At 66.2% G+C, this 21,769-nt stretch carries 19 protein-coding genes; 8 read left to right on the forward strand and 11 right to left on the reverse strand.

Annotated features, from left to right (window positions below; all coding sequences use genetic code 11):
• Positions 1-46: 46 nt before the first annotated feature.
• Complete coding sequence (locus tag Sj15T_RS09325; RefSeq protein ID WP_013040766.1) at positions 47-1,699, forward strand: alkaline phosphatase family protein; 1,653 nt, start codon at positions 47-49, stop codon at positions 1,697-1,699.
• A gap of 259 nt (positions 1,700-1,958) precedes the next feature.
• On the opposite strand, the gene epsC is transcribed toward Sj15T_RS09325, so the two are convergent.
• From epsC to Sj15T_RS09370, 9 genes are all read right to left on the reverse strand, one after another.
• A complete protein-coding gene (gene epsC, locus Sj15T_RS09330) occupies positions 1,959-2,963 on the reverse strand; it encodes a serine O-acetyltransferase EpsC (RefSeq protein WP_013040767.1) in 1,005 nt (334 codons plus the stop codon).
• Between the two features lie 105 nt (positions 2,964-3,068).
• A complete protein-coding gene (locus Sj15T_RS09335; protein ID WP_007683938.1) occupies positions 3,069-4,388 on the reverse strand; it encodes an ATP-binding protein in 1,320 nt (439 codons plus the stop codon).
• Positions 4,385-5,095, reverse strand: coding sequence for a response regulator transcription factor (locus Sj15T_RS09340; protein WP_007683937.1), 711 nt, complete (start codon positions 5,093-5,095; stop codon positions 4,385-4,387). Before Sj15T_RS09340 ends, Sj15T_RS09335 begins: the two co-directional genes overlap by 4 nt.
• Positions 5,096-5,260: 165 nt before the next feature.
• The gene (locus tag Sj15T_RS09345) at positions 5,261-6,118 is read right to left on the reverse strand and encodes a TorF family putative porin (protein ID WP_013040768.1); all 858 of its coding nucleotides are present in this window, start codon (positions 6,116-6,118) and stop codon (positions 5,261-5,263) included.
• Positions 6,119-6,416: 298 nt separating this feature from the next.
• On the reverse strand, positions 6,417-7,913 hold the full coding sequence (locus tag Sj15T_RS09350; protein WP_013040769.1) for a SulP family inorganic anion transporter: 1,497 nt from the start codon (positions 7,911-7,913) through the stop codon (positions 6,417-6,419).
• Between the two features lie 4 nt (positions 7,914-7,917).
• The gene (locus Sj15T_RS09355) at positions 7,918-8,616 is read right to left on the reverse strand and encodes a carbonic anhydrase (RefSeq protein ID WP_013040770.1); all 699 of its coding nucleotides are present in this window, start codon (positions 8,614-8,616) and stop codon (positions 7,918-7,920) included.
• 206 nt (positions 8,617-8,822) lie between these two features.
• Positions 8,823-9,533 (reverse strand): response regulator transcription factor, encoded by a 711-nt coding sequence (locus Sj15T_RS09360; protein ID WP_007683919.1) that lies wholly within the window; start codon positions 9,531-9,533, stop codon positions 8,823-8,825.
• Entirely contained in the window at positions 9,530-9,982 is a 453-nt protein-coding gene (locus Sj15T_RS09365) for a hypothetical protein (protein WP_013040771.1), read from the reverse strand. The genes Sj15T_RS09360 and Sj15T_RS09365 overlap by 4 nt, the downstream gene beginning before the upstream one ends.
• A gap of 91 nt (positions 9,983-10,073) precedes the next feature.
• On the reverse strand, positions 10,074-10,664 hold the full coding sequence (locus Sj15T_RS09370) for a hypothetical protein (RefSeq protein WP_013040772.1): 591 nt from the start codon (positions 10,662-10,664) through the stop codon (positions 10,074-10,076).
• A gap of 276 nt (positions 10,665-10,940) precedes the next feature.
• Here Sj15T_RS09370 and Sj15T_RS09375 point away from each other — a divergent pair, with 276 nt between their 5' ends.
• From Sj15T_RS09375 to Sj15T_RS09385, 3 genes are all read left to right on the forward strand, one after another.
• A complete protein-coding gene (locus Sj15T_RS09375) occupies positions 10,941-12,035 on the forward strand; it encodes a glycosyltransferase family 4 protein (protein WP_013040773.1) in 1,095 nt (364 codons plus the stop codon).
• Positions 12,036-12,096: 61 nt separating this feature from the next.
• Positions 12,097-14,346 (forward strand): amylo-alpha-1,6-glucosidase, encoded by a 2,250-nt coding sequence (locus Sj15T_RS09380; protein ID WP_013040774.1) that lies wholly within the window; start codon positions 12,097-12,099, stop codon positions 14,344-14,346.
• 70 nt (positions 14,347-14,416) lie between these two features.
• Positions 14,417-15,166 carry an SDR family NAD(P)-dependent oxidoreductase gene (locus tag Sj15T_RS09385; protein ID WP_013040775.1) on the forward strand — a complete coding sequence of 250 codons (750 nt, stop codon included), beginning with the start codon at positions 14,417-14,419 and terminating at the stop codon, positions 15,164-15,166.
• Here Sj15T_RS09385 and Sj15T_RS09390 read toward each other — a convergent pair.
• On the reverse strand, positions 15,163-15,363 hold the full coding sequence (locus Sj15T_RS09390) for a hypothetical protein (protein WP_338756027.1): 201 nt from the start codon (positions 15,361-15,363) through the stop codon (positions 15,163-15,165). The two genes, Sj15T_RS09385 and Sj15T_RS09390, sit on opposite strands and share 4 nt — an antisense overlap.
• Before the next feature lie 190 nt (positions 15,364-15,553).
• On the opposite strand from Sj15T_RS09390, the gene Sj15T_RS09395 reads away from it, so the two are divergent.
• From Sj15T_RS09395 to Sj15T_RS09410, 4 genes are read left to right on the forward strand one after another with little or no spacing between them, the layout of a single operon-like run.
• Positions 15,554-17,161, forward strand: coding sequence for an MBL fold metallo-hydrolase (locus tag Sj15T_RS09395; protein ID WP_049775092.1), 1,608 nt, complete (start codon positions 15,554-15,556; stop codon positions 17,159-17,161).
• Positions 17,162-17,172: 11 nt separating this feature from the next.
• Positions 17,173-17,844, forward strand: a complete 672-nt coding sequence (locus tag Sj15T_RS09400; RefSeq protein WP_013040778.1) for an NAD(P)H-dependent oxidoreductase — start codon at positions 17,173-17,175, stop codon at positions 17,842-17,844.
• Positions 17,845-17,851: 7 nt separating this feature from the next.
• On the forward strand, positions 17,852-19,339 hold the full coding sequence (locus tag Sj15T_RS09405; RefSeq protein ID WP_013040779.1) for a thymidine phosphorylase family protein: 1,488 nt from the start codon (positions 17,852-17,854) through the stop codon (positions 19,337-19,339).
• A complete protein-coding gene (locus Sj15T_RS09410; protein ID WP_013040780.1) occupies positions 19,336-20,220 on the forward strand; it encodes a ribose-phosphate diphosphokinase in 885 nt (294 codons plus the stop codon). The genes Sj15T_RS09405 and Sj15T_RS09410 overlap by 4 nt, the downstream gene beginning before the upstream one ends.
• Positions 20,221-20,380: 160 nt before the next feature.
• Here Sj15T_RS09410 and Sj15T_RS09415 read toward each other — a convergent pair whose 3' ends face one another.
• Positions 20,381-21,577 (reverse strand): IS256 family transposase, encoded by a 1,197-nt coding sequence (locus Sj15T_RS09415; RefSeq protein ID WP_007684572.1) that lies wholly within the window; start codon positions 21,575-21,577, stop codon positions 20,381-20,383.
• Between the last annotated feature and the right edge of the window lie 192 nt (positions 21,578-21,769).

Consider the following 21,769-nt stretch of genomic DNA (forward strand, 5'->3'; position numbering starts at 1 on the left):
TAGGTCTCGATGCTTCCGCCGTCAAGGCATGAGAAGGTATCGCATAATGTTGAAGAATGTCGCGGCCGCGCTGCTTCTCGCCGCTTCGCTGCCCGCCATGGCCCAAGGCCCGGTTCAGCCCGCCGCTCCCGCCACTCCGCCCAAGCTGATCGTCGCCATCTCCGTCGACCAGTTTTCCGCCGACCTGTTCAGCGAATATCGCCAATATTATACGGGCGGCCTGCGGCGGCTGACGGAACAGGGCGTCGTCTTCCCCCGCGGCTATCAGGGCCATGCCGCGACCGAGACCTGCCCCGGCCACAGCACGATCCTGACCGGCAGCCGACCGGCGCGCACCGGCATCATCGCCAATAGCTGGTTCGACCTGAACGCCGCCCGCGCCGACAAGCTGGTCTATTGCGCGGAGGATGAGACGCAGCCGGGCAGCAGCAGCGCCGACTATCAGGCCTCGCCGGTGCATCTTCGGGTGCCGACGCTGGGCGGGCGGATGAAGGCCGCCAATCCCGCCACCCGCGTCGTGTCGGTGGCGGGGAAGGACCGCGCCGCCATCATGATGGGCGGGCCGACCGCCGATCAGGTCTGGTGGCTGGGCGGGCCGCAGGGCTATGTCAGCTACAAGGGGGTGGCGACGCCGCCGCTGGTGGCCAAGGTCAATGAAGTCATGGCCCAACGCCTGGCCCAGCCCAATCCCGGCTTCGAACTGCCGCCGCAATGCGCGGCCAAGGATTTCCCGGTCAAGGCGGGCAGCATCACCGTGGGCACCGGGCGCTTCGCGCGGGAGGCGGGCGACTACAAGGGCTTCCGCGTCTCGCCGGAGCAGGACGCGATGACCCTGGCCTTCGCCGCCGCCGCGATAGAGGCCATGGCGCTGGGGCGTCAGGCGCAGACCGACATCATCTCCATCGGCCTGTCGGCCACCGATTATATCGGCCACGCCTACGGCACGGAGGGGACGGAAAGCTGCATCCAGGTCGACCGGCTGGACCGCGAACTGGGCGCCTTTTTCGACCGGCTGGACAAGGATGGGCTGGACTATGTGGTGATGCTGACCGCCGACCATGGCGGCCACGACCTGCCCGAACGCCACCGGCTGAACGCCATGCCGATGGAGCAGCGCGTCGACAAGGCGCTGACGCCCAAGGCGCTGTCCGCCGCCATCGCGGAGAAGACCGGCATCAGCGGCAAGAGGTTGATCTGGGGCGACGGTCCGGCGGGCGATCTTTATTTCGACAAGGGCCTCACCGCTGCGCAGCGGACCAAGGTGGAGGCGGCGACGCTGGCCCTGCTGCGCGCCCATCCACAGGTGCAGACCGTGTTCACCAGGGCGGAGATCGCGGCCACCCCCTCTCCCTCCGGCCCGCCGGAAAGCTGGTCGCTGATAGAGGAGGCCCGCGCCAGCTTCGACCCGCAGCGGTCGGGCGACCTGCTGCTGCTGCTGAAACCCCGCGTCATGTCGATCCCGGAAGCGGCGGTGATGGGCTATGTCGCGACCCATGGTTCGCCCTGGGACACGGACCGCCGCGTGCCGATCCTGTTCTGGCGCAAGGGGCTGGTTCATTTCGAACAGCCGCTGGGCGTGGAGACGGCAGACATATTGCCGACGCTGGCGGCGCTGATCGGACTGCCGGTGCCGAAGGATCAGATCGACGGGCGCTGCCTGGACCTGATCGCCGGGGATGGGGATAGCTGCGCAAACTGACCATGCACAGCCTTTTCCTGCGCAGGCAGGAACCCAGTTCAGACGTTGCCTTATCACGTCAAGCGCGGAACTGGGCTCCTGCCTCCGCAGGAGCACGAGGCGCTTGGCGCCGCCCTAGGACCAGTCGACATTCAGTTCAGGGCGAGCCGAAAATGGTAGTTTTTCGTGACCCGGAGCGCAGCGTACTTAAAGTAGGTGAGCACCGGAAGCACGGAAAACTGCCATTTGCAGGCCGCCATGGGCTGAATGTCGACTGGTCCTAGATATTCTCCGCGATGCCGTCGCGGCCTTCGTCCAACAAAGCGTGGACGCGGTGGGGGGCGGAAACCTCGACCCGGCTGGTCACTTCATAATGCGCCTTGGCCTGGCGGACATTGCTGTCGGCGGGCACGCTGTCGGTCAGCCAGACATTGCCGCCGATCACCGAACGGCTGCCGATGATGATGCGCCCCAATATCGTCGCCCCGGCATAGATCACCACATCGTCCTCGATGATCGGATGGCGCGGCAGGGCCTTTTCCAGCGCGCCCTTCTCGTCCGCCGGAAAGCTGCGCGCGCCCAGCGTCACGCCCTGGTAGATGCGCACCCGGTCGCCGACGATGGCGGTTTCGCCGATGACCACGCCGGTGCCATGGTCGATGAAGAAGCTGCGGCCGATCTTCGCGCCGGGATGGATGTCGATCCCCGTGCTGCCATGCGCGATTTCGGAGATGATCCGCGCCACCAGCGGCGCCCCCAATTGATGGAGCCGGTGCGCCAGCCGATGGTGGATGATCGCCATCATGGATGGATAGCAGATCAGCACCTCGTCCACGCTGCGCGCCGCCGGATCGCCCAGGAAGGCCGCCTCCACATCGCTGTCCAGCAATTCGCGCAGCGCGGGAAGGCTGTCGGCGAAACTGCCGATGATGCGGGACGCCTCCCGGTCCACATGTTCGGCCGGCTCGCCCTTCATCGCATAGATGAGTTCCAGCCGGATCTGCCCGTAGAGGCGGCTCAGCACCGTCTGAAGGGTCTGGGCGACATAGGCGTCCTCATTATGCAGGCGCACGAAGCTGGGGCCGAGGCGCAGCGGAAACAGCGCACCGCACAAAGCCTCCATGATCTTGGTCAGCGTGGCGCGGGAGGGGAAACCCTCCGCGCCATATTCGGCATGATGGTCCTGCCCCTGCCGCCAGCGCCGCCGCACCGCGCCCAGTTCGGCCGCCAGCCGATCGATGTCCCAATAACCCTGGGCGATTTCCTTTTCGCCTTCTGCCGTCATAAGCGCCTCTTTCGATACAGGCGCCCGGCATAGCGCGGCATGTTGCTTCGCGGTAAATGAGTTTTGCTTGGGGGCAGGCAGATTCTCTTTGTCAGCGCCCTTGGATCAGCGCTTTTGCGCTTCGGCCGGAAGATGCAGGCAGATTTCCGCCCGCAATCCGCCTTCGGGCCGGTTGGCGAGGGTCAGCTGGCCCCCCTCCAGTTCCACCGCCCGCGCAACGATGGCCAGGCCCAGGCCCAGCCCCCGCGTGTTGCGCTGCCGCGCCTCGTCCAGGCGGGTAAAGGGCTTGAGCACCTCGTCCAGCTTGTCGCGGGGGATGCCGGGGCCGTCATCATCGACGCGGATCAGCACTTCCCGGTCGCGGCGTTCCAGCGTGACCCGCGCCCGGCTGCCATAATGCAGCGCATTTTCGACGAGGTTGACGACCGCCCGGCGCAAGGTGAGCGAGCGCACCTCCATTTCCAGATGGTCGGGCCCGACATAATCGACCTGCCTGCCCTGATCCTGGAAGGCGTCGACCACCGTCGCCGCCAGCACGGCGAGATCGGTGCGCACCGCCGGCTCGCCATTCTTCTCTCCGCCCAGGAAGGCGAGCAGCGAATCGATCATCTCCCCCATTTCGGTAAGGTCGCCCTCGATCGCCTCCCGCGCCTCATTGTCGGGCAGGTTCTCCAGCCGCAGCCGCAACCGGGCGAGCGGGGTGCGCATGTCGTGGCCGACCGCCGCCAGCGTCTCCGTCCGTTCGGTGATCAGGCGATGGATGCGCTTCTGCATGGCGTTGAAGGCGCGGATGAGGTTGCGGACGTCGTTGGACCCGCCCTCCTCCACGATCACTTCGTCGCTCAGGCCGATGCGCTCGGTGGCGCGGGTAAGGTCGCGCAACGGGGCCAGCGTCCGCCGGATCATGATGCCGCCGACGATCAGCAGCGCCAGCACCGGGATCAGCGCCAACCCCATGCGGCCGATGGCGAAGGTCCATTTGCCGCCGCTGTGCCGCATGCCGAAATAGAGCCAGCTTCCGTCCGCCAGGCGCAAGCCGCCGTTGATCTCCGAAACGCGGCCTGGGGAAGCCAGGCGCAGCCACAGGCCCGACTGCTCCAGCGTCGGTTCCCAGTTGACGATCTGGCGGCGCATCCGCTCCAGCCCTGGCGCCAGGGCGGGCGGCGGGGGCGAGGAGGGTGCCCAATGTATGTCGTAACGGTCGGTGGTCAGTTGCAGAGACAAGGCATGCCGCTCATCCGCCGGATGCTCGGTCAACAGCTTGCGCGCGATCACCAGATGCTCGGCCAGGCGGCGCGCCTCGTCATCCTGGAGCGACAGGTGATTGGCCCGCTCGTTCAGGAAGACGCCGACGGCGAATTCCATCGTCAGGGTCAGCAGCAGGATGGCGAATATCTGCCCGACCAGGCTGACATGCCGCCTCAAGCGCGGCTGACCTCCGCATTGAACATGTATCCGACGCCGCGAACGGTGGTGATCGGCGCCGAACGATCGTCCGTCGTCAGCTTGCGGCGCAGGCGGCTGACCAGCACGTCGATGCTGCGGTCGCTGCTGTCGCCCATGCGGGTGCGGGACAGTTCGATCAGCCTTTCGCGGGCGATGACGCGCTGCGGGTGGCTGAGGAAGCTGCCCAGCAGGTCGAACTCCGCGCCGGTCAGATCGACGATGGCGCCGGTGGGGGAACGCAGTTCGCGGCGGGGGAAGTTGACGATCCAGCCGTCGAAGCGCGCCTCATTCTCGCGATGCTCGTCCGGGCCGCGCTCCACGCCGACGCGGCGCAATATGGCGCGGATGCGGGCGATCAGTTCGCGGGTGCCGAAGGGCTTGGGCAGATAATCGTCCGCGCCCAGTTCCAGCCCGACGATGCGGTCGGTCTCGCTGCCCTTGGCGCTGATGAAGATGATGGGGACGTCGCTCTTGCGCCGGATCTGGCGGCACAGGTCAATGCCGTTGGTGCCCGGCAGCATGACGTCCAGCACGACCAGATCGACCGGCCCCGCGTCGAACGCCACCCACATTTCAGGACCGGAGGAAGCCGGCCGGACCTGATAGCCATGTTCCTGCAAGGCCCGCGCCGTCAGCGTGCGCAGCGGCGGGTCGTCTTCGACAAGGATGATGGTCGGCGCGGTCATGAAAATGTCGGCACGGCTGTGGGCATGACAGCGGGATAGGGACGGCCGGAGCCAGGGTCAACCGCACCGGCGGCCGGAAAGCCCCGGACGCGACAACAGAAACAATTTGTCACGTCCGGGAAAGAAGCATGGCCGGGCCTGGCGAACCAGGCCCGGCCCATCGGGTCAGAATGCAGCGGTCAGCGAGAAGAGGACCGTGCCGCGCGCGATCGACTTGCCGGCATCCTTGCTGTCGTTGACCATGAAGTTCGGACGCAGATAATCTTCCTCGACCCGGGCGATGTCGGTGTCGACAAAGGAGACGCCGACGGTCAGCGGCGTGCCCGGAATGGCCAGGTCGGCGCCGACCAGCCAGTCGAGATATTTGCCGGTGGGCGCGACCGAAGTGCCGTTCGGGCCAAGGCCCGGATTGCCGTTCGACCAGCCGACATGGGCCTTCAGCGTGACGGGGGTGTTGGGAACCGCGGCGCTGAGGTCGCTCCAGACGTAGAAATTGTCTTCCTTGTCGCCGGGATTGTCGGGCGTGCCGGCGAGATAGCTAGCTGCGCTGTTATACGTCCTGCCAAGCGCTTCCTGCTTGGGCGCGTAGGCAACGCCGACCAGGCCCTTGACCGGACCGAACTGGTGCGACAGCTTCACATAGGGTTCGGCGAAGTCGGTCTTGTCGGCGCCCGACGGGTACATGTACCAGGTCAGGCCGATGTCGACCGTGGTGCCCTCGCCCAGCGCGGCCGAATAGCCGGCGACCAGGTCGAGTTCCATGTTCGCGCCGCCGAAACGGCCCCAGCCGCCCAGGTTCGAACCCCAGGTGCCGACATAGAAGCCGCTTTCATGCGTGGCGGTGATGCCGCCCTGGATGGCCATGCCGCGGTCGCTCTGCGACACGCCGCGGAAGCGGTAGTCGGACACCAGACCGACGCTGCCAGTGACGGTGACGGGGCCTGCCGGCTCTTCCTGAGCGAAAGCCGGAGCGCTGGAAAGCAGCGCAAGCGCGGCACAGGCAATATGATACTTCATGAACATTCCCCTTTACGTAAGAATGTTCCTTCCTGCGTCCGCTCCCTCCGAAGATCTTTGGGTCTTATCGTCTTCGATACCGGCGGTTCGGCAAAAGGTTTAGGGGGAGAAGGCGGAATGGGGAAACGGCTTTTCCGCAAATGCGAAAGGGCGTGAAGTCACTGTGTTATCCGCAACACGATTATTGTCTTCTATCGTTCCATATATTGCTATTATGTTTCTATTTCGCATCATAAAGCAAAACCGCCGCATCGCCCTGGGGTGATGCGGCGGTTCGTTCATCGCCTGAGGAGGGGGTGAAGGATCAGGCGGCGAGATGACGCATGCGGCCGGTGGCGCCGAACAGTTCGACCTGCGCGCCGGTCCCCCGGCGACGGTCGACCCATTCGCGGACCATCTCCGCGCAAGTATGGTCGATATGGCTGAGACGCTCGACATTCAGGATGACGAGCCGCCCGGCCGGGAGCGCCTCCAGCCTGGCCGACAGCTTCGGCAGGCTGAGGAAGGTGGCGGTGCCGTGCAGCGCAACCTCATGCGCGTCGTCCCGCGCCTCCTCGTCCACGCCCAGGCGGAGGCGCCGGGCATGGGGCAGAAGCTCGATCAGCGACAGGCCGATGCCGACCAGGACGCCGGTCAGCAGGTCGGTCGCCACGACGCAGATCAGCGTCGCCGCCCACACCACGGCCGGGAGCGGGCCATAGCGGTGGAGGAGATGCTTCACATGGTCGACGCTGACCAGGCGCACGCCGGTGACGACCAGGACGCCGGCCAGCGCCGCCATCGGGATTTCCCGCAGCAGCCAGGGCAGCAGGGCGACAAAGCCCAATATCCAGGCGCCGTGCAGGATGGTCGACAGCCGCGTCCTGGCGCCGGCCTGGACGTTGGCCGAACTGCGGACGATGACCCCGGTCATAGGCAGCGCGCCCGCCACGCCGCAGAGCAGGTTGCCCACGCCCTGCGCGCTGAGTTCGCGGTTATAATTGGTACGCACGCCGTCATGCATCCGGTCCACTGCCGCCGCCGACAACAGCGTTTCCGCGCTGGCGATGAAGGCGATGGCGATGGCCGTGGTGATGATCGTCGGGTTCAGAAGCTGTTGCACCAGATCGTCGCCCGGCAGCGAAATGGCCGAGACGATGGATTCCGGCACGACGACCCGCGCCACCGGCAGGCTCAGGATAAAGGCGGCCAGCGTCGCCAGCACCACGCCGACGAGAGCGCCCGGGAGCAGCTTCATAGACGCGGGACGCAGCTTCTCCCACCCCAGCATGCCGCCGATCGTGAGCAGGCCGACCGCGAAGGCGGTCGCCGCGTCCTGGTTGGAAAGACCGAAAATCTGCCCCGGCATGGCGACCAGATTGGCAAGACCGCTCGACAGCGGCTTGTCGTCGAACAGCACATGGAACTGGCCGACCACGATCAGCACGCCGATGCCCGCCAGCATGCCGTGCACCACGGCGGGCGATATGGCGCGAAACCAGCCGCCGACCCGCATCAGTCCGGCCACGACCTGGATCGCGCCCGCCAGGATCAGGATCGGCCCCAACGCGGACAGGCCCTGTTTCTGCACGATTTCGAAGACGATGACCGCCAGGCCCGCCGCCGGGCCGCTGACCTGAAGGGGCGATCCCGCCAGCAGGCCGACGATCAGGCCGCCGATCATGCCGGTGATCAGGCCCTTTTCCGGCGGCACCCCGGAAGCGATGGCAATGCCCATGCACAGCGGCATCGCGACCAGGAAGACGACGATGGAGGCCGTGAAGTCGCGGCTGAAGTTGCCGCCGGAAAATGCCTTGAGCATCAGCTTACTCCGCGGCCTGCGCATAGGCGATGTCGACCGCCAGGCGCTTGGCGTGCGGCAACGCCACGGGCAGCGGCTGGCCTTCGCGCAGCGGCAGGAAACGGCCGGTCTCGCCGTCCAGGCCCAGAACCTGACCCGCGTGGATGTCGACATACCAGCCGTGCAGCGCGATCTCGCCCCGCGCGATGCCCGACGCGACCGACGGATGGGTGCGCAGATGGGCGAGTTGCACCACCACATTCTCCAGCGCCATGTTGCGCAGCTTCTCCGCATCGCTGAGGTCGGCGGGGTAGCTTTCGCGGCACACCTTCTGCGCGGCATGGCTGTGGCGCAGCCAGGCGGCGACATTGGGCATGGCGCTGAGGTCGGCATTGGTGGACAGCGCCTTCATCGCGCCGCAATCGCTGTGGCCGCACACGATGATGTCGCGCACGCCCAGCACCATGACGGCATATTCGACGGTGGAGGTGACGCCGCCATTCTGCGTCGCGTGCGGCGGGACGATGTTGCCGGCGTTGCGGCAGACGAACAGGTCGCCGGGGTCCGCCTGCATGATATGTTCCGGAACGATGCGCGAATCCGCGCAGGAGATCATCAGCGCCTTGGGGCTCTGCCCGTCGCTGGCGAGGCGGTTGTAAAGCGCGCTCTGGTTCGGAAAGACATGGCTTTCGAAGCTGAAGACGCGACCGATCAGATCGTTCATGTCGTTGCATCCTTCTTGTCTGATGGCCGGTCAGGGGGCAGACCGGCCTTGAGGATGCACGATAGGGAGGCGTTTTTGCTGCGTCGCAGCGGCTTTGTTAAATAATATGTCTGAGTGATGGAAAGCGCGATAGGCGCGGCGGCTCGCCCGATTTTCCAGCAGAATCAATGTAATGGATGGGAAACATTGGACCGGGCCGAAGCGGCTCAGCGCCGGTCGACCACCGCGCTGAACATATATCCGCCGCCCCGCACCGTAACAATGGGCGCTGGCCGGCCGCCATGGCTGAGCTTGCGCCGCAGCCGGCTGACCAGCACGTCGACGCTGCGGTCGGAGGATGGCGCATCGCGCACGCCGCCCAGTTCCATCAGGCGCGGACGGGCGATCACGACCTGCGGATGATCCAGCAGCACGAGCAGCAACGCAAATTCGGCGGCGGTCAGGTCGACCTGCGCGCCGTCGGGGGCCAGAACCTCGCGCCGGGAGGAATCCACCACCCAGCCGTCGAACCGCGCCTCGGTCGGTCGGCGCACGCCCAGGGCACGTTCATTGCGTCCCCGGCGCAGCACGGCGCGCAGCCGGGCGGCCAGTTCGCGGGTCGAATAGGGCTTCGCCATATAATCGTCGGCGCCCAGTTCCAGCCCGACCACGCGGTCGACCTCGCTGCTGTTGGCGCCGACCAGGATGATCGGCACGTCGCTGCGTTCCCGGACGTCGCGGCACAGATCCATGCCGTCCGGGCCGCGCAGCGCGGCATCCAGCACGACCGCTCCCACGGGCATGCTGTTCATCGCATCCCAGATTTCGCTCGCGGAGGCGGCGGCCATGGCCCGAAACCCGCTTTCCTCCAGCGATTGGCGCACATCCTGGCGCACGTCCTGCTGGGCGTCCGCGATCAATATCAGCGGTGGGTTCATCCGCCCGTTACGGCGCCCTTCGCGGACAGCGCGTGAATGCCGTCAAGCTCGCCCAGCAGTGTGGCCCGATCCTGCCGCGCCACGGCGACGGCTTCGGCCGCGCGGGCCCCGGCGTGGCGGGCGACTTCCGCCTCGATCTCGTCGCGGGCGGCGGCGCAGCTGCCGGCATGGCTGCCCGACAGCGGAGCGAAGCGGTGGATCGGCTTGGCGACGGCGGCCAGGGCGCGGCCCTGCATCGCGACGTCGCGGTTCACGACCAGTTCGGCCTGCCAGCGGCACACCGGCATGGACGGCCGATTGGCGAAGCGCGATTCGACCTCTCGGAAGCGGACCGTCGATTCGGTCTCGTAGCTCGCCCGATAGGCGTTCGACGCATGGGTGATTTCAGCGCTGTGGATCGGCGTGGCGACGGCAATGGCCGCCGCGCTGGACGCGAGAATGAGCAACATGGGGCCTTCTCCCTGACAACCGGAAATGATCGGTCCGGGTTTTAGGCGGGCTGAATGTCTCTGAAATTTGCCGAGTGTTACAAATTATTGCTCAAGCATTTTCCCGTTGCGGGCGGCGCGGGCACGATCCTTCCCTTCTTCCGACTGGAGCCAGGCCATTCGCGTCAGGGGCATGGATCGTCCGGCCGCTCACATGATCCAGCAGCGCCGACAGCCACAGCGCGTCGCTCGCCGCCCGGTGGCGATGCGGGTGGAGCGCGTCGGCACGGGCGACCGCCTCCATGATCCGCCGTTCGTCCGCGCGATGCTCGTCAAGCAGCAGCGAGACATGGTCGATGAGGAAGGGCGTCGCCTGCCCCGCCGCGTCGGCCAGCGTGTCGAGCCAATATTGGTCGATCATGCTGTCGGCCACCATGCGCCGCCCCGCGCAGGCGTCGGCCAGTTCGGACAGCACGGTTTCGACAGGCTGGCCCTCGCGCTCCACCCGGTCGCGGTCCAGGCCGTGCAGCGCCTCCGCCTCGGCGGACCAATGCCATCCCGCCCAATCGTCATGCGGCCGGATCAGCCAGCTTCGCGCCTTGCCCTCGCGGGCGATGCCGACTTCAATGGGGTAGGACAGGCCGTGCCGGGGCAGGCACGACGCCTCGAAATCGATCGTGAGGATCGTCAAGATGCTCTCCATATTTCAAGGCCATGCCTGCCCCTCTTCAGACCGGCCAGTCAGTTTTCCGCTGTGGCTCACCTAAGCGGCGACTATGTCAGTCCGAAGTCAGGGGCGCGAAAAATGATGCGGACGGGCGCATTGCGTCGACCGGCCGAAAGGGCGCGTCCATCGGAAAATCCCGACATGGAAGCGCGATCGCCATGCAACCTGCGGGGCTTTCGCGCTTTTAACGGGGGCGCCCACCGCAAGTCGGGGGGATCGGTGGCGGCGCGGCCTTCAAAGGGATGCCCGACCATGAAAATCGCACAGATTGCTCCGCTTGCCGAAAGCGTGCCGCCGCGCCTCTATGGCGGCACCGAACGCATCGTGTCCTACCTGACCGAGGAACTGGTGCGGCAGGGGCATGAGGTGACGCTGTTCGCCAGCGGCGACTCCGTCACCCGGGCGGAACTGGTGCCGGTGACCGACATGGCGCTGCGGCTCAATCCCAAGGTGCGCGACCCCATCCCCTACCACATGATCCTGCTCGATGCCGTGCGCCGCCGGGCCGACGAGTTCGACGCGCTGCATTTCCACATCGACCTCATCCACATGCCGCTGGTGCAGGATTTCATCGGCCGCTGCGTGACGACGCTGCACGGCCGGCTGGACCTGCCCGACCTGCCCGCCTTCTACCGCGCCTTCCCCGATCACAGCCTGGTGTCGATTTCCGACCATCAGCGGCTGCCGATGCCGCCGGTGAACTGGGCAGGGACGATCCACCACGGCCTGCCCGCCGACCTGCTGCCGCCCCGCATCGGCCCCAGCGACGGCTATCTGGCCTTTCTGGGGCGCATTTCCCCCGAAAAGCGTCCCGACCGGGCGATCCGCATCGCCGCGCGTTCGGGATTGCCGCTCAGGATCGCGGCGAAGATCGACGCGGTGGACCGCGCCTATTGGGAGCGGGAGATCGCGCCGCTCGTCGAACGCTACCCCAATGTCCACTATGTCGGGGAGATCAACGAGGCGCAGAAGGCCGAATTCCTGGGCCGGGCAAGCGCCCTGCTGTTCCCCATCGACTGGCCCGAACCCTTCGGCCTGGTGATGATAGAGGCCATGGCCTGCGCCACGCCGGTCATCGCCTTCCGCTGCGGTTCCGTCCCCGAAGTGATCGACCACGGGCGGTCAGGCTATATCGTCGAGAGCGAGGATGAAGCGGTCGCGGCGGTCGGCCGCCTCCGCGAACTCGACCGCGCGAAGGTGCGCGCCGCCTTTGACGCACGCTTCACGGCAGAGCGGATGGCCGCCGATTATGTTCAGCTTTATCACGACCTTCCCGGCGCGCGGACGCAGGCGGCGATGCTGCGGCGGCTGCGCGGAGAAGGTTCGGAACTTCAGGTCGTGGGATAGAGCATTTTCAACTTGGCCGTTTACGGGCAGCGCCCCGGAAATGCGGCATCAGGAGAGAGGCATGACGGCAAGCCAGTTGCAGCCGGAAAACCCCAGCCCTTCGGTCCCGAACGCCGGTCACGGCATTGATCCGGGGCAGGCGCTGTCGCAGGCGCAGACGCAATTCTTCATCCCGGCGACGGCGTCGCTCCATGAGCGGCGGCCGCGGACGCTGAAACATGGGGACAGCTTCGCCGTGTTCGACCATAGCGGCGACGCGATCGCGGGTCCGGGCAGTCCGGAAGGGCTGTATCACCGCGACACGCGGCATTTGTCGCATCTCTACCTCACCATCAACGACACCCGGCCGATCCTGCTGAGTTCTGGCCTTCGCGACGACAATGCGATGCTGACCTGCGACCTCACCAATCCCGACTTCGCGGGCGGGGATGGCCGCGTGGCGGTGGAGCATGACCTCATCCACCTGCGCCGCACCCGCTTCCTGTGGGAGGGCGCGGTCCATGAACGGATCACGATCCGCAATTTCGACACCGAAGTCCGCACCGTGGAGGTGAATATCAGCTTCGCCGCCGACTTCGCCGACCTGTTCGAGATACGCGGCATGACCCGGCTGCGGCGCGGCACCGTGCGGGAGCCTGCGATCGGTCCCCAGTCCGTGCGGCTGGGCTATGACGGGCGCGACGGCAAGCGGCGCGAAACGCTGCTGCGCTTCGATCCCGCGCCGCAGGTCCTGACGGAAAGCCGGGCGCGGTTCGAGGTGACCGTGCCGCCCGGCGAGCGGCGCACGCTCTACCTGCTGATCTGCTGCCAGCCGCGCGACGACGAGCCGGCGGGCGACCTGTCCAAGCATTTCCTGAAGACCCTGCGCGAATCCATGCATGCGCTGAAGCAGGCGCGCACGCGGGGGGCGACCGTGCGGTCGTCCAACCAGCTTTTCAACGAAGTCGCCCGGCGGTCCGTGGCAGACATCACCATGTTGTCGACCGACACGGAATATGGCCCTTATCCCTATGCCGGCATTCCCTGGTTCAGCACCGTGTTCGGGCGCGACGCCATCATCACCGCGCTGGAGACGCTGTGGCTGGACCCGGCGATCAGCCGGGGCGTCCTGGGCTATCTGGCCGCGCACCAGGCGACCGAGTTCAACGCCGCCGCCGATGCCGAACCGGGCAAGATCCTGCACGAAGTGCGCCATGGCGAAATGGCGGAACTGGGGGAAGTCCCCTTCCGCCATTATTATGGCAGCATCGATTCGACGCCCCTGTTCGTGATGCTGGCCGGGGCCTATCTGGAACGAACCGGCGACAGCGGCTTCATCGCCTCCATCCTGCCCCATGTCGAAGCCGCGCTGAGCTGGATAGACGAGCATGGCGACCGCGACGGCGACGGCTTCGTCGAATATGGCCGGCTGACCGACCAGGGGCTGGTCAATCAGGGCTGGAAGGACAGCCATGATTCGGTCTTCCACGCCGATGGCGGCATAGCTCGCGGCCCGATCGCGCTGGCGGAGGTGCAGGCCTATGTCTATGGCGCCTGGCGGGCGGCGGAGGCGATCTTCACCACGCTGGGCGATCCGGACAAGGCCCGCACCTACCGGATGCGGGCGGACGATCTGCGGGAGCGGTTCGACGCCGCCTTCTTCGACGCCGGGATCGGCACCTATGTGCTGGCGCTGGATGGGGAGAAAAGGCCGTGCCGCGTCCGATCCTCCAATGCGGGGCATGTGCTGTTCACCGGCCTCGCGAAAGAGGAGCGCGCGGACATGGTGGTGCACACGCTGATGGCCCCCGCCTCCTTTTCCGGCTGGGGCGTGCGGACCATCGCCTCCACGGAGGCGCGCTACAATCCGATGAGCTATCATAACGGCTCCATCTGGCCGCACGACAATGCGCTGATCGCGGCGGGATTCTCGCGCTATGGCTATCGCGCGCAGGCGGCGCAGATATTCGAGGGGCTGTTCGCGGCGGCGACCTATGTCGACCTGATGCGCCTGCCCGAACTGTTCTGCGGCTTTCCCCGGCGGCGGGCGCAGGGGCCGACCTTCTACCCCGTGGCGTGCAGCCCGCAGGCCTGGTCGGCCGCCGCGCCCCTGTCGCTGATCCAGTCGAGCCTGGGTCTGGGCTTCGATGTCGGCGGGGCGGAAATTTCGCTGCGGGAACCCGCGCTGCCCCGTTTCATCGACCAGCTCACCCTCTATGGGCTGCGCGTGGGGGAAGCCTCCGTCGACATCGCCTTCGACCGGATGGGGGACAAGGTGGTGGTGAAGCCGCTCGACCGGAAGGGCCGGGCGCGGGTCGTGACCATTGCCTGAAAACTGGCGCTTGGCATTGCCGCAAATAGGCTTACATCCCGGCCCATTGGGCTGAAAGGATGGAAAGAGCATGGCAGGAACGGCGCTGATCACCGGAGCGACCGCAGGCATCGGCGCCGCATCGGCGCGGCGTTTCACGGGGGCGGGGTGGAAGGTGATCGTCACCGGGCGCCGCGCCGAACGGCTGGACGCGCTGGTGGCGGAACTGGGCGCGGACAAGGCGCATGCGGTCAGCTTCGACATGCGCGACGAGGCCGCCATCGACGCCGCACTGGCGGCCCTGCCCCCGGATTTCGCCGATGTCGACCTGCTGATCAACAATGCCGGGCTGGCGCTGGGCACCGCGCCGGCGCAGCAGGCCGACCTGGATCAATGGCGCCAGATGATCGACACCAACATCACCGGCCTCGTCACCATCACCCGCAAGCTGCTGCCTCGCCTGATCGAGCGCAAGGGGGCGATCATCAACCTGAGTTCGGTCGCGGCGACCTATCCCTATGCGGGCGGCAACGTCTATGGCGGGACCAAGGCGTTCGTCAGCCAGTTCTCGCTGGGCCTGCGGTCGGACCTGCACGGCACCGGCGTGCGCGTGACATCCATCGAGCCGGGCATGGTCGAAACCGAATTCACCCTGGTCCGCACCGGCAGCCAGGCCGCGTCGGACGCCCTGTACGGTTCCGCCAATCCCATGACGGCGGAGGATATTGCGGAAACCCTGTTCTGGGTCGCCAGCCGCCCGCCCCATCTCAACCTCAACCGCATCGAACTGATGCCGGTCAGCCAGTCCTTCGCCGGGTTCCAGGTGGCCCGGGAAAGTTAGGCCGTAAACTCCACCTCCGCCAGCACCAGCCCCTCCGCCGCCCCGGCAAAGACATCGACTTCCCGGACCCTGCCCTCATGGGGCACGCGAGGCGCGAAGGGGCCGGCCGCGACGCGCACGCCGGTGCCGCCCAGCCGCCCGAGATCGCCGCGTCCGATCGCGTCGAACCGGAGGACCACCTCATCCTTGGCCGACAAGGGCGGCCTTGTTGCCGCTTCGCTGCCCATGCCATCACTGTGCCGGGACGACAGGTCCGCGACATAGGGAAAGATACGGATGTGCAGCCGCTCATCAGTATAACTACGGACTGCCTGTCCCTGACATTGGTTTATTGATGATGGCCCGAAAACAAAGCGCGGGAGAAACGGCGTGCCCCCTGCCATAACCATGACCTTCCACGGCGCGGCAGGCACCGTTACGGGTTCCTGCATGGAACTGCGGCTGGGGGACAGGGCCATCCTTGTCGACTGCGGCCTCTTCCAGGGATCGCGCACGCTCGAGACGCTGAACCATGGCGCATTCGGCTTCGCCCCCGCCAGCATCGATGCGGTCGTGCTCACCCACGCCCATATCGACCATTGCGGCCTGCTGCCCAAACTGGCGGCGCAAGGGTTCGACAGGCCGGTCTGGTGCACGCCCGCTACCTCAGACCTGCTCGAATATATGCTTGCCGACGCCGGGCGCATCCAGGAAAGCGAAGCGGATCGCCGCAACCGCCGCCGCGACCGCGCAGGCGAAAGCCGCTTCGAACCGCTCTATACCGAAGAAGACGCGCTCAACGCCTGGCGCCTCACCCATCCAACGCCGCTTTGCCAATGGTTCGATCCCGCCCCCGGCTTTCGCGCGCGCTTCTGGAACGCCGGACATATATTGGGCGCGGCCTCGGTTGAGATCGAGGCAGCGGGAATGCGCCTCCTCCTGTCCGGCGATCTCGGCCCGATCAACAAGGCTTTCCATCCCGACCCCCTGTCCCCAACCAGCCTGGACCATGTGGTCTGCGAAGCCACCTATGGCGACCGCGCGCGGGAAAAGTTGACCATCGAACAGCGCCGCACCCAGCTGGAAGCAGAGATCAAGGAGGCCCTGTCGCGCGGCGGCAACCTCGTCATCCCCAGCTTCGCGCTCGAACGCACGCAGGAACTGCTGCTCGACCTCGCCAAGCTGGCCGACGCCAACCGAATTCCCAACGCTCCGATCTTCGTCGACTCTCCCCTCGCCAGCCGCGCGACCAAAGTGTTCGCAGCCCATGCGTCTGAGCTGGAGGATATGGGCGGCGAAGACGTCTTCCGTCACTCCTCCATCCATTATGTCGAGGATGTCGCGGAATCGATCCGCCTGAACGCGATAAGCGGCGCTATCATCATGGCAGCGTCGGGCATGTGCGAAGCCGGCCGCATCCGCCATCACCTGAAGCATAATCTGTTTCGCCGGGACTCCACCATCCTGTTCGTCGGCTTCCAGGCCAAGGGAACGCTCGGCCGCGTCCTGCTCGACGGAGCCCAGCGCGTGCGCATTTCCGGCGAGGACGTCAACGTCCGTGCCCGCATCCGCCGGATCGACAGCTACTCCGCCCATGCAGACCGGGATGAACTCCACAGCTGGATCCGCGCCCGCGGGCCGATAAGCGGCAGCCTGTTCCTCGATCATGGCGAACCCGAGGCCGTGGCTGCGCTGCGCACCCTGATTCAAGCGGACGATCCCGCCGCCAGCATCATCGCCCCGCAGATCGGCGAAGTCTATGCGCTGGAACCCGGCAAGCCTGCCCGCCGCATCCAAACCGGACGGGTGGACATGGAGCAGCTTAGCGGCCTGGACTGGCAGAATGACTATGCCGACTTCATCACCCATCTGAAACAGCATCTCGGTCGCATCCGCAGCGAACGCGCTCGCCGCGAAGCGCTGGCCCAGATGCGGCGCGTGCTCGACGCCTATCGAGAGGCGAAGCAGCACCAGCCCGCCAAATGCCAGCCCGCCAAATGCCAGCCCGCCAAATAAGGGACAAGGCCATGCCCAGCGCTTCCCTGCCGCCCATCCGCCATGCGGTGGTGCTCGCCCATCCCGATCCTCGCAGCTTCAACGCCGCCATCGCCCAAACCTATTGCAAGGCGGTCGAAGCGGCAGGCCAACAGGCGATCTTGCGCGACCTCTACGCCATGAACTTCGATCCGGTGCTCAAGGCACAGGAACGCCCTGGACGCGGCGACTTCCGCCTCTCCCCTGACGTGCAGGCCGAACTTGCGATCATGCGTGGCGCCAATGTCATCACCTTCGTCTATCCAGTATGGTTCGGCATGCCCCCCGCCATCCTCGTCGGCTATATCGACCGGGTGCTGGGCGCGGGAACGACCGTGGGGCAGGTCCAGCACGGGATCGGCCAGGGCCTGCTCGACAAGGGCCATCTGTGCGCCATCACCACCTCAGGCGCGCCGCAGGAGTGGCTGGAAGCACAGGGCCAGACACAGGCGTTGCGCGAACTTGCCGGCACTTACCTGTTCCGCGCCTTCGCCATGCATTCCGCGGAGGCATTGCACATCGGCAATGTCGTCGAAGGCGCGACTGCCTCCTTCATCGAAGACAATCTAAGCCGCGTGCGCCAGCGGGCGGCGAGCATCTGCGCACGGCTTGCCGAGGAACTGCACGGCATCCCCCTTCCCCCGCAGCCGGGCGATGGTAGCTGATCCCCCCATGCTGACGATCAAGCGCCTCGCCATCGACACCTATCCGGAAAACACCGCCTTCATGCTGCGCGAAAGCAACGGCTATTCGGCCGAGCAATTTCAGGCGCTGCGCAAGATCCGCGTCAGTGACGGCAGGGCCGAAATCCTCGCCACCCTTGCGCTGGTGGACGAACCGGCATTGCTGAAGCGGGGCGAAATCGGTCTGGGCGAGCAGGCCTTCCGTCGACTTGCCCTGCCCGAAGGAGCCTCGGTCGCGATCGAACAGGCGATGCCGCCCCCCAGCCTGGAATTCGTCCGGCGCAAGATCGACGGCGACACGCTTCAGGATGACGAAGTGTCCGCGATCATCCGCGACATTGCCGCCCACCGCTATTCTCCGATGGAAATCGGCGCCTTCCTGGTCGCCTGCGCCGGTTTCATGAGCACGCAGGAAACCCTCGCCGTCACTCGCGCCATGGCCGACGTTGGCAATCGCTTGGATTGGAGAGCACCGCTCGTCGTCGACAAACATTGCATCGGCGGGATCCCCGGCAACCGCACGTCGATGATCGTGGTGCCGATCGTGGCGGCGCACGGCCTCATCATGCCCAAGACATCGTCGCGGGCGATAACCTCCCCGTCCGGCACCGCCGACACGATGGAGGTGCTGGCGAGCGTCGACCTCAGCGAGGAGGCGATGCGCGCGATCGTCGCGAAGGAAAAGGCCGTGCTCGCCTGGGGCGGCAAGGTGAACCTGTCACCCGCCGACGATGTGCTGATCTCCGTCGAACGCCCGCTGCGGATCGACACATTCGATCAGATGGTCGCCTCCATCCTCTCGAAAAAGCTCGCGGCGGGTTCCACCCATCTGGTGCTCGACATACCCCTTGGCCCCACCGCCAAGGTGCGCACGCAGGATGACGCCGTTCGCCTGCGCAAGCTGTTCGAACATGTCGCGGACAAGATCGGCCTCGTCATCGACATCGTCGTCACTGACGGATCGCAGCCCATCGGCCGCGGCGTCGGCCCTGTGCTGGAGGCGCGCGATGTCATGGCGGTGCTGCGCAACGATGCCGACGCGCCGCAGGACTTGCGCGAACATGCGCTGTTCCTGGCGGGCCGCGTCCTCGACTTCGATCCCGCCCTGCGCGGCGGCAGGGGCTATGCACGGGCGCTGGACCTGCTCGCCTCCGGCAAGGCGCTCGCCGCCATGGAACGGCTGATAGAAGCGCAGGGGCGGCAGCCTGTGAAGTTCGCCCTTGGCGAACATGTCCATGAAGTGCTCGCCACGCAGGAGGGGCGGGTGGGCGCCATCGACTGCCATCGCATTGCGCGCATCGCCCGCCTCGCCGGTGCGCCGATGGACAAGGGCGCGGGCATCGACCTGTTGCACAAGGTCGGCGCGCAGGTGCGAAAGGGGCAGGCGCTCTACCGCATCCACGCCCAGTCGCGCACCGGCCTCGGCTTCGCGCGGGACCTGGCGGCGGAAGACTCCGGCTATGAGATGGCCGGGTGAGCGCGATCATCCTTGCCTTCGGGGACAGCATGGCGGCGGCGGGCAGGCTGGGCGCATCGCTCGACCTGCCGGTCCATCAAGTCGCCGTCCACCGCTTCCCCGACAATGAAGCCCTCATACGCATCCCGGCATCGGCGCAGAGCGTCATCCTCTACCGCTCGCTCGACGATCCCGACCACAAGCTCATCGAACTCCTGCTTGCTGCCGCCGCCGCACGCGACGGCGGGGCGGGGCGCGTTATCCTTGTCGCCCCCTATCTCGCCTATATGCGGCAGGACAAAGCTTTCCATCCCGGCGAAGCGGTCAGCCAGAAGGTCATGGGCGGCCTGCTCGCCAGCCATTTCGACGGCCTGATCACGGTCGATCCCCACCTCCACCGCGTTGCTACCCTGTCGGAAGCCATCCCCGGCATCCTAGCCATCAGCCTGTCCGCAGCCCCCCTGCTGACCACGCTGATCGACGCGATGGACAATCCGATCATCATCGGCCCCGACAGCGAATCCCGCCAGTGGACGGAAGCGATCGCGAGACCGCTCGGCCTGGAAACCCTCATCGCCACGAAACAACGCCTGGGCGACCGCCGGGTGAGCCTGACCATCGCGGAAGCGGAGCGTGCAAAGGGCCGCCGCGCGATCATCGTGGATGACATGATCTCCAGCGGCCGCACACTAACGGAGACGGCAAAATTGCTGCGCCGGGCTGGCGCAACCTCCGTCGAAGCCATCGCCACCCACTGCCTCGCTCGCCCCGCCGATCTGGCATTCATGAACGCCCATGGGATCACGGCCATCGCCAGCAGTGACAGCATAGACGGTCCGACAAGCAAGGCGGTGCTCGCCCCCCTCATCGCCCGCGCGCTCAGGGACAACAAGCTGGCTTAGATCACCGGAGCACCAACGGCCGGTCGGGCTGAGCTTGTCGAAGCCTCCTGCTTCCCCAACAAATCCCGCAGGAATATCCGCCCATGCAGCACAAGCTGGGCTGACAGCTTTCACGCGGTTGTGTGCGTCAAGTTCTGCAAATTGGCGGTCATGGTGCTGGTCATGCGGCTTTGCGTAGTTCGGTTTTCTTCTGCTCGCGCAGTTCGTCCATATTGAGGTAGCGGTTGGCTTCGAGCCAGTTTTCGTGGGTTTCGACGGCGAGTGCGCGGACCAGGCGCAGGCAGCTGGGGGCGTTGGGGAATATCCGCACGACATAGGTTCGCCGCCGGATTTCCTCATTGAAGCGTTCGAGCATGTTGGTGCTTTTCATGTGCTTGTGATGCCTGCGTGGCAGCCGGTAGAAGGAGAAGGTCTCCTCGATCGTCTCCTCGGCCCAGTCGGTGAGCCTGGGATATTTGGCGCTCCATCGGGCGAGCCACTGGGCGAGATCGGCGCGGGCCTCGGCGAGGTTGCGCCGGTCGTAGAGCCAGCGCAGTTCCTGCAGGCAGTCGTCGTCGGCCTTCCTTGGCAAGTGATCGAGCGCGTTCCTCAGGAAGTGCACGTAGCAGCGCTGGTATGCGGCGCCGGTCAGCACCTCGCGGATCGCCGCGCGCAGGCCGGCATGATCGTCGGCGACGACGAACTCGGTGCCATGCAGGCCCCGGTCACGCAGGCGCAGCAGGAAGTCCTTCCATGACGTGGCGCTCTCGCGATTGGCCATCTCCACGGCCAGTATCTGCCGCCTGCCGTCCCAGTCGATGCCGATCGCGATCAGCACCGCCTGGCTTCCAACCACGCCGCCTTCGCGCACTTTCTCGTAGCGGGCATCAAGGATCAGATAAGGGAACGGCTCGTCGAGGCGGCGCTGGGCAAAGGCCGCCAGGCTGCCATCGAGCTTCTTGTTGATCGCCGAGATCGTCGAGGCCGAGAAGGCATGGCCGCACAGCTCTTCGGTGATCGCCTTGACCTTGCGCGTCGAAACGCCCTGGACATACATCTCGGCCAGCGTCGCCACCAGCGCCTGCTCCGACCGCTGGTAGCGCTCGAACAGCTCGGTCGAGAAGCGCCCGGCACGGTCCTGCGGCACCCGCAGCTCCAGCTTGCCGACCCGCGTCACCAGCGTGCGCGGGTAATGCCCCGAACGGTAGCCGAGCCGCGCATCGCTGCGCTCGCTCTTGCCCGCGCCCAGCGCCTCGTCCATCTCGGCTTCCAGCATCGCCTGCATCACGCTGCGCACAATCTCGCGAAGCGCATCCGGCTCCTGCGCCAGCAACTCTTTGACAGCGGATACAGCAGGCTTAATCTCGGTCCTGGTCATGGCGGGTCTCCTCGGTGACGTTGAACATCACCAGCCTGCCATGACCGCCTCGCTCCTCAAGCGATTTTGCAGAACTTCACGCACACTACCTTTCACGCCGACTGCCCGCTCCATAACACCCGCGCGTCATTCAGCAACCTCACCACTTCCTCGTCGCTCGTCTGGTCGAACGCGACATGATGCGCCCCGACC

Source organism: Sphingobium sp. TA15 (genome assembly GCF_037101235.1).
Taxonomy (GTDB): domain Bacteria; phylum Pseudomonadota; class Alphaproteobacteria; order Sphingomonadales; family Sphingomonadaceae; genus Sphingobium; species Sphingobium indicum.